Source organism: Intestinibacter sp. (assembly GCF_051866655.1).
In the GTDB taxonomy this organism is placed as follows: domain Bacteria; phylum Bacillota; class Clostridia; order Peptostreptococcales; family Peptostreptococcaceae; genus Intestinibacter.
On sequence record NZ_JBJDXL010000151.1, the window covers coordinates 1 to 5696 of the forward strand.

Here is a 5696-nt window from a genome sequence, read left to right on the forward strand (position 1 = left end):
AAAAATATTAAAATAGAAATATCAAATTGAACTTTTAAAATTTAACATAAAAAAAGATTTTATCATTTATGATAAAATCTTTTAAAAAGTTTCCAATCATTTCATTGATTGCCGTCTTTGAAATGTAGAAGCATGAAGGTAGCGCAATACCAACATACAGCGAAAACTTTTTACGATCCATAGTTACTTTAAAATGTACTAGCAATACAAGATAAAGTTACTATATTTCATATAGTTATTTTAGCAAATAATTATATGAAATACAAGAATATTTGTAAAGATTTTTAAGCCTTATGTGTGATTGGTTTACACGTAAGGCTTTTTTTGTTAGAAAAATGAATAATAAAATCTTGAATTTAATAATTCAAGTAGTGTTGAGAGGAAAATCACTATAAAACAACCTTTTCGAGATGGTATAAACACATTGTGGAGGGAAGGTAATTAATCCCAAAGACTCGGAGGAATCACGGTTAGAGCGTGGCGGGGCTGTTAGGTTGAACACTAACGCATAACCGCGCATTTCATAGCTGTTAAGAAACAGCTATTCCTGTATTGGATAAAACAAAATTCAAAGAGTGATTTGCAGATGAGCAGTTCTGCAAATCGGTGTTGACCGTCCTGTCGCTTATTAGATTGTGGAACTTGAGCTACTCCACATATAAAACTAATAAGAGGGGAGGCATATGAAAGTTAATTACTTACGGTGTTTGAAGGCAGACCTTGACCGTTTACCAAAAGCAAGTTTTGATAAAGGCTTGTGCCGGTATGAAATATGGCAAGTAGTAATACTTGCGAGTTACACGGATACCTTAAACTCCTATGGAGCGTAAAAATCCTAAACTTCCACCTGATACTACTATAAATTTAAAAAAATCATGGTAGTGTCGGGGGGGGAGATTAGCCGTTTTCCTTAACAACCTGTAAGCGTAACTGTTCCTTAGTATAAGTCAACAGGTCGCTACTAAAAATTAAAACGGGTAATCGAAGGGGTTTATGCTCCACACTTATAAAATATATTATATCCTATATTATTTAAAAATTAAATAAATTCTTTAACAATAATTATATCAGATAAGTAATAAATAGAAGATCTTGATAAATAATCAGCCGACTTGTCAACGAAGTATCGCAAGTATTATAAATATTATAATTATTTATTTTTTCGTAGTTAGACAACAAAGGCTGATAGACGGGGATTATTAAGGGGTGATAGACCCCTTAATGTACGAAATATCATTTTAAATTACATAATAATTAGTGTTCATATTGAACATTAAAAATCTTTTTAAGTTCAATAGAAATCAATGATTTAGTCAATTTTAACTGAAAGTATTTATTGACATTTCGGCTACTAAATGGTAATATATGTATATAGAGGAAAGTAAAGGAAGTGGTAGGAATAATAATTTAATAAAATAGGGGGAGGTTAGATGTCTTTTTTTACATTTACTACAAATGATGTTACTCAAGCTCTTGAGGAAACGATAAAGAACTTTGATTCAACGGTATCAAGTATAGTTGATTTATTAACCTTTAATCCCAAGACAGGAATATGGGTTAGGTTCTGGGAACTGTCTGACAAAATAAGCATAACAATATCTGCTGTAGCTGTATGTATAGCTGTTATATATGCTTATCTAGCTATAATTAAAGAAGGGCTGACGCTTAAAGGTGACTTTAAAAAAATAATAACCATTCTTTTAAGGCTGTGTATTACGAAAGGACTAATAGATTATTCTACAAGCTTTATGTATTGGATATATTCATTTGGAGTTAAAATAACAAAATTGACCAATGATGGAATAGGTGAATTAGATGGAGACAATTTAAGTTCTTTGTTTACTGATGCAGCAAAACAGCAATATTTAGCTGGATTAGGACTTGATGGTACTCCTAACAGCTTTGAGTGTTTTATTGGATATATTGAGACAAAATTTTTTTTCGGTATATTTTTTTGGGGATTAGCAATAATGCTTATGATAATATCAATAGCCAGAATTTTCAAGATTTATATAATAGCAATGTTTTCTGGCATTGCATTAGCTAAAATTCCTTTTTATGGTTTTGAAGGGATCAAAGAATATATAAAAAATATTTTGGGACTTAGTTTGCAGGGAGCAATAATGATAGGAGCAATTGCTCTGTATAAATACTGCATTGTTAATAATGCAGAAGATATAAGTGGATTTTATACAGATGGAATATTTGGAATGTTTGGAGTTATAGCAATTCTTTCAATATGCTTAATTCTTATAATTGCTAAATCAGAAACAATAGCTAAAATGCTAGTTTAGGAGGTGGTTTTTATAAGTATAGAAGTTCCAGTTAATGAAGACATAAGAGAATATGAACCAAAAGACATTGGTTCTTTTACTATAAGGCAAATAATTTCTTTAATTTTATGTATAGCAGTTGAAGCAATAATTATAATTCTTACTCATAAGGTTTTAGGACAAGCAATAATAATTCCTATGTTAATTTTAGGTATACCTATTATTGCACAGGGATTCTGGAAACCTTTGGGATTTTCTTTTAATGAATATATTTATATAAAATTTAATAATTCATTTCAATTAAATGCAAGAATTTATAGAAACCATAATTCCTTAGCTGAATTAGAGGAAGCTTGTATTAAATATGACTTAGAAGAAAATAAAAAAAGAAAAAGAAGGAAGAAAGAATGATTACTTCTAAGAAAAAAATCTTAATATTCACTGCTATTTTTATTTTATTTTTTCCTGTAATAGTATTTGCTAATACACAAGCAGATATAGGTTCTATTGATGGAGCAAAAGAATTGGTTAATTTATTTAATATATGGGTAAAAGGAGCAGGAGCATTAGTATTGATGATTGGATGTGCAGATATGTTTTTATCAATGGCAAGTGAACATGAAGAAAATAAACAGAGGGCTTTAAAAAGCATATGTGCAGGTTTTTTATTAATTACATCTTACCCTTTATTATGTGCAATATGTGATATAGCTAATTATGATGCATTTGAAACATTATTATCAGTTGTAGCATTGTTTTTAAAATTTATAGGAGCTATGACAGCTCTTAGGGGTTCATATATGTTTATGATGTCACTAAAAGATCAAAGCGGAGAAGCAAGAGATAAATCCATTAAATTGATAGGTGGAGGATTAGCTACTATAGTAGTAGCTCAAAGTTGTTTTTCATTTTTATTTTAAAATTTTATATAAAAGGTGGTCATATAATATGAAAAAGATTCAAGAAAAAATAATGGATGTAAAGGGAAAGATAATTAAAACATCATTAATTGCTGGTAGTATATTAGGGATTTCATATCCGGTTTATGCAGAAGCAGGAAAGTTAGAATTAGAGAATATGAAAAATGTGTCTGAATCATTAAAAAATATTATAGGATATGCAGCAACAATATTTATTGCAGGTGGTTCAATGGCAGCACTTTGGGGAGCATATACTTTCTTCCAGGGATTAAGATCTCAAGATGGTGAAGCTAAACAAAAGGCAACTATAGAAGTTGCAGCAGGTTTAGGTGCTGTAGTAGTTGGTTCAGCCGCTCAAATCTTTAAAAATTATATTTCATAAAATAAAAAAATAACTCTATAAAAGAGCAGTTTGCTAAAATGCACTGCTCTTTTATAGAATAGGGAGATTAAATATTATGAAGAATATTAAAAAAAAGAAATTTTACAGAAATATAAATTTATTGCCTATAAAGAATGATAATTTAACATATAAAAAGGAATTTATTGAAGTTTATAAAATACAATTTGAGCAAATAGAAGAAATAGTAAAAGATATTAATCATAAAAATTGGTACAAATTTTTATTTAATTTTTATGAAGATGTATATTATTTTTTTCAAAATTCTAATGTTAACACTAATGAACATATTATTTATGCAGAACAGCTAGATACAGAAGAAATTCTAAAGCTATATAAATCATTTTATACAAATGAAGAAATGCGTAAAATTGAAAATATAGATAAAGTTAAACACACACAGCTAAAGAAAGAAATAGCTCCTTATAAATTTAAAGCTGATGGAACTACAATAGAAACTGATAAAGGATATTATTCAATTAATACAATTGAATCTATAATATCAAAAGATTTCATAAGTTTAAAACCTATTTTAGAAAAAGAAGATATATGGTTATCTGCTGATTTTAAAAAACTAGATCAGCTTTTTATTATTAATACTATTTTAAAGATGCAGCAAAATGGACAATTTGAAAAAAGTAATATAAATCCATTTATTAAAAGGAATATAGAAAAATTTAAGGATAAACTGAATAATGAAGAAATTATACAAAGTGAATTTAAGATATTAGTACATGATAAGAAAATTGATTCATTAAAAAAGTTAAATAATCAGTTAATTTTGAAGTTGAGGCAAAAAGGTATAAGAGCATTTGAAGTGCAGGAAAATTTAAATATTTTAAATACGTTTAATAGCTGTATATACCCATATGATAGAATGCAGATTATACAAAGTATCGAAATAGAAAAATTTATTAATCTATTGACTAATAATTCAGGAGGAAGTAAATATGAAGACTCCAGAAGAACGAGCTAAAGAAAGAAAGAAAAATAAAATAAAATCTACTGTAATCCTATTTATACTTCTCTTTTTTGTATCATCAGAAGGTTTAAGAGCCTATATAAATTTAAATGCTCCAAGAACATTTAATGAATTTTTATCTTTATTTTCAAGTTATTTTTCTTCAATTTTATCCCCTTTTTTCATTCCTAATGACATACGATATTTATTATTTTTGTTGCTTGCTTTAATGGCTTTAGGAATGAAAATTTTAATTATAAGTGTTGATACTACTATAACATTACCCGATCATGAACAAAAGGGTTCTAATAAATGGGGAGATATTAATGATATGAAGAAATATAGAGATAGTGATCCAACTAAAAATATAATATTCACTCAAAATCTTCAGATCTCTATGGATAATGAGAAAACTGGAATTAACAATAATACTTTGGTAGTTGGAGCAGCAGGTTCAGGTAAGACTTTCAAGTATATTTCTCCAAATCTATTGAATGTTGGAGAAGAATGTATAGTTGTAAATGACGTTAAAGGTGAAATATTAATAACTCATGGTAAGCATTTAATGGATAAAGGATATGATGTAAGAGTATTTAATACTAAAAATATGACTAATTCATTACATTTCAATCCACTTGCTTATATAAGAAAAGAGAGTGACATTTTATCAATAGCAAAAATGCTTAGCGAAGCTTTAGGAGATGGCGGAAAGAGTTCAGAAGATAGTTTTTGGAAGAGCGCAAAAGAAAATTTGATCACAGCATGCATTGCTTTTATATGGGAAAGAAGAGAGATATATCCTGAACAATGCAATCTGCCATTTGTTAATGATCTATTGAGAATGGCAGAGGAAAAAACAGATGCAAAAGGACGTGTTTTAAAATCTGATTTTGATAAGATATTTGAAATAAACTGTAAACAGAAACCTAACAGTTTAAGCAGCAGATGTTATGGAAATTTCAAGATGAATAAAGATAAAACTAGAGCTAATGTATTAACAACTTTAAGTTCTATGTTAAGCTGCTTAGATATCGAAGAAGCTAGACAAATTTTATCTGATAAAGATGAATTACATTTAGAAGATTTGGCTACTAAAAAGAAAGTAGCAATCTTTTTATGCAGTTCTGATACAGATAGTACGT

General features: G+C 28.2%; 6 protein-coding genes. All 6 read left to right on the forward strand.

Going from position 1 to position 5696, the window contains the following annotated elements; genetic code table 11:
* Positions 1 to 1430: 1430 nt before the first annotated feature.
* Positions 1431 to 2294, forward strand: coding sequence for a hypothetical protein (locus ACI3VO_RS04320; RefSeq protein WP_439756742.1), 864 nt, complete (start codon positions 1431 to 1433; stop codon positions 2292 to 2294).
* Between the two features lie 3 nt (positions 2295 to 2297).
* Positions 2298 to 2684 (forward strand): PrgI family protein, encoded by a 387-nt coding sequence (locus ACI3VO_RS04325; protein ID WP_439756743.1) that lies wholly within the window; start codon positions 2298 to 2300, stop codon positions 2682 to 2684.
* On the forward strand, positions 2681 to 3193 hold the full coding sequence (locus tag ACI3VO_RS04330) for a hypothetical protein (RefSeq protein WP_439756744.1): 513 nt from the start codon (positions 2681 to 2683) through the stop codon (positions 3191 to 3193). Before ACI3VO_RS04325 ends, ACI3VO_RS04330 begins: the two co-directional genes overlap by 4 nt.
* Before the next feature lie 28 nt (positions 3194 to 3221).
* Positions 3222 to 3575, forward strand: coding sequence for a hypothetical protein (locus ACI3VO_RS04335; protein ID WP_439756745.1), 354 nt, complete (start codon positions 3222 to 3224; stop codon positions 3573 to 3575).
* A gap of 76 nt (positions 3576 to 3651) precedes the next feature.
* On the forward strand, positions 3652 to 4569 hold the full coding sequence (locus ACI3VO_RS04340) for a hypothetical protein (protein ID WP_439756746.1): 918 nt from the start codon (positions 3652 to 3654) through the stop codon (positions 4567 to 4569).
* On the forward strand, positions 4544 to 5696 hold a 1153-nt coding region (locus tag ACI3VO_RS04345), incomplete at its 3' end, for a type IV secretory system conjugative DNA transfer family protein (RefSeq protein WP_439756747.1). The genes ACI3VO_RS04340 and ACI3VO_RS04345, both read left to right, overlap by 26 nt.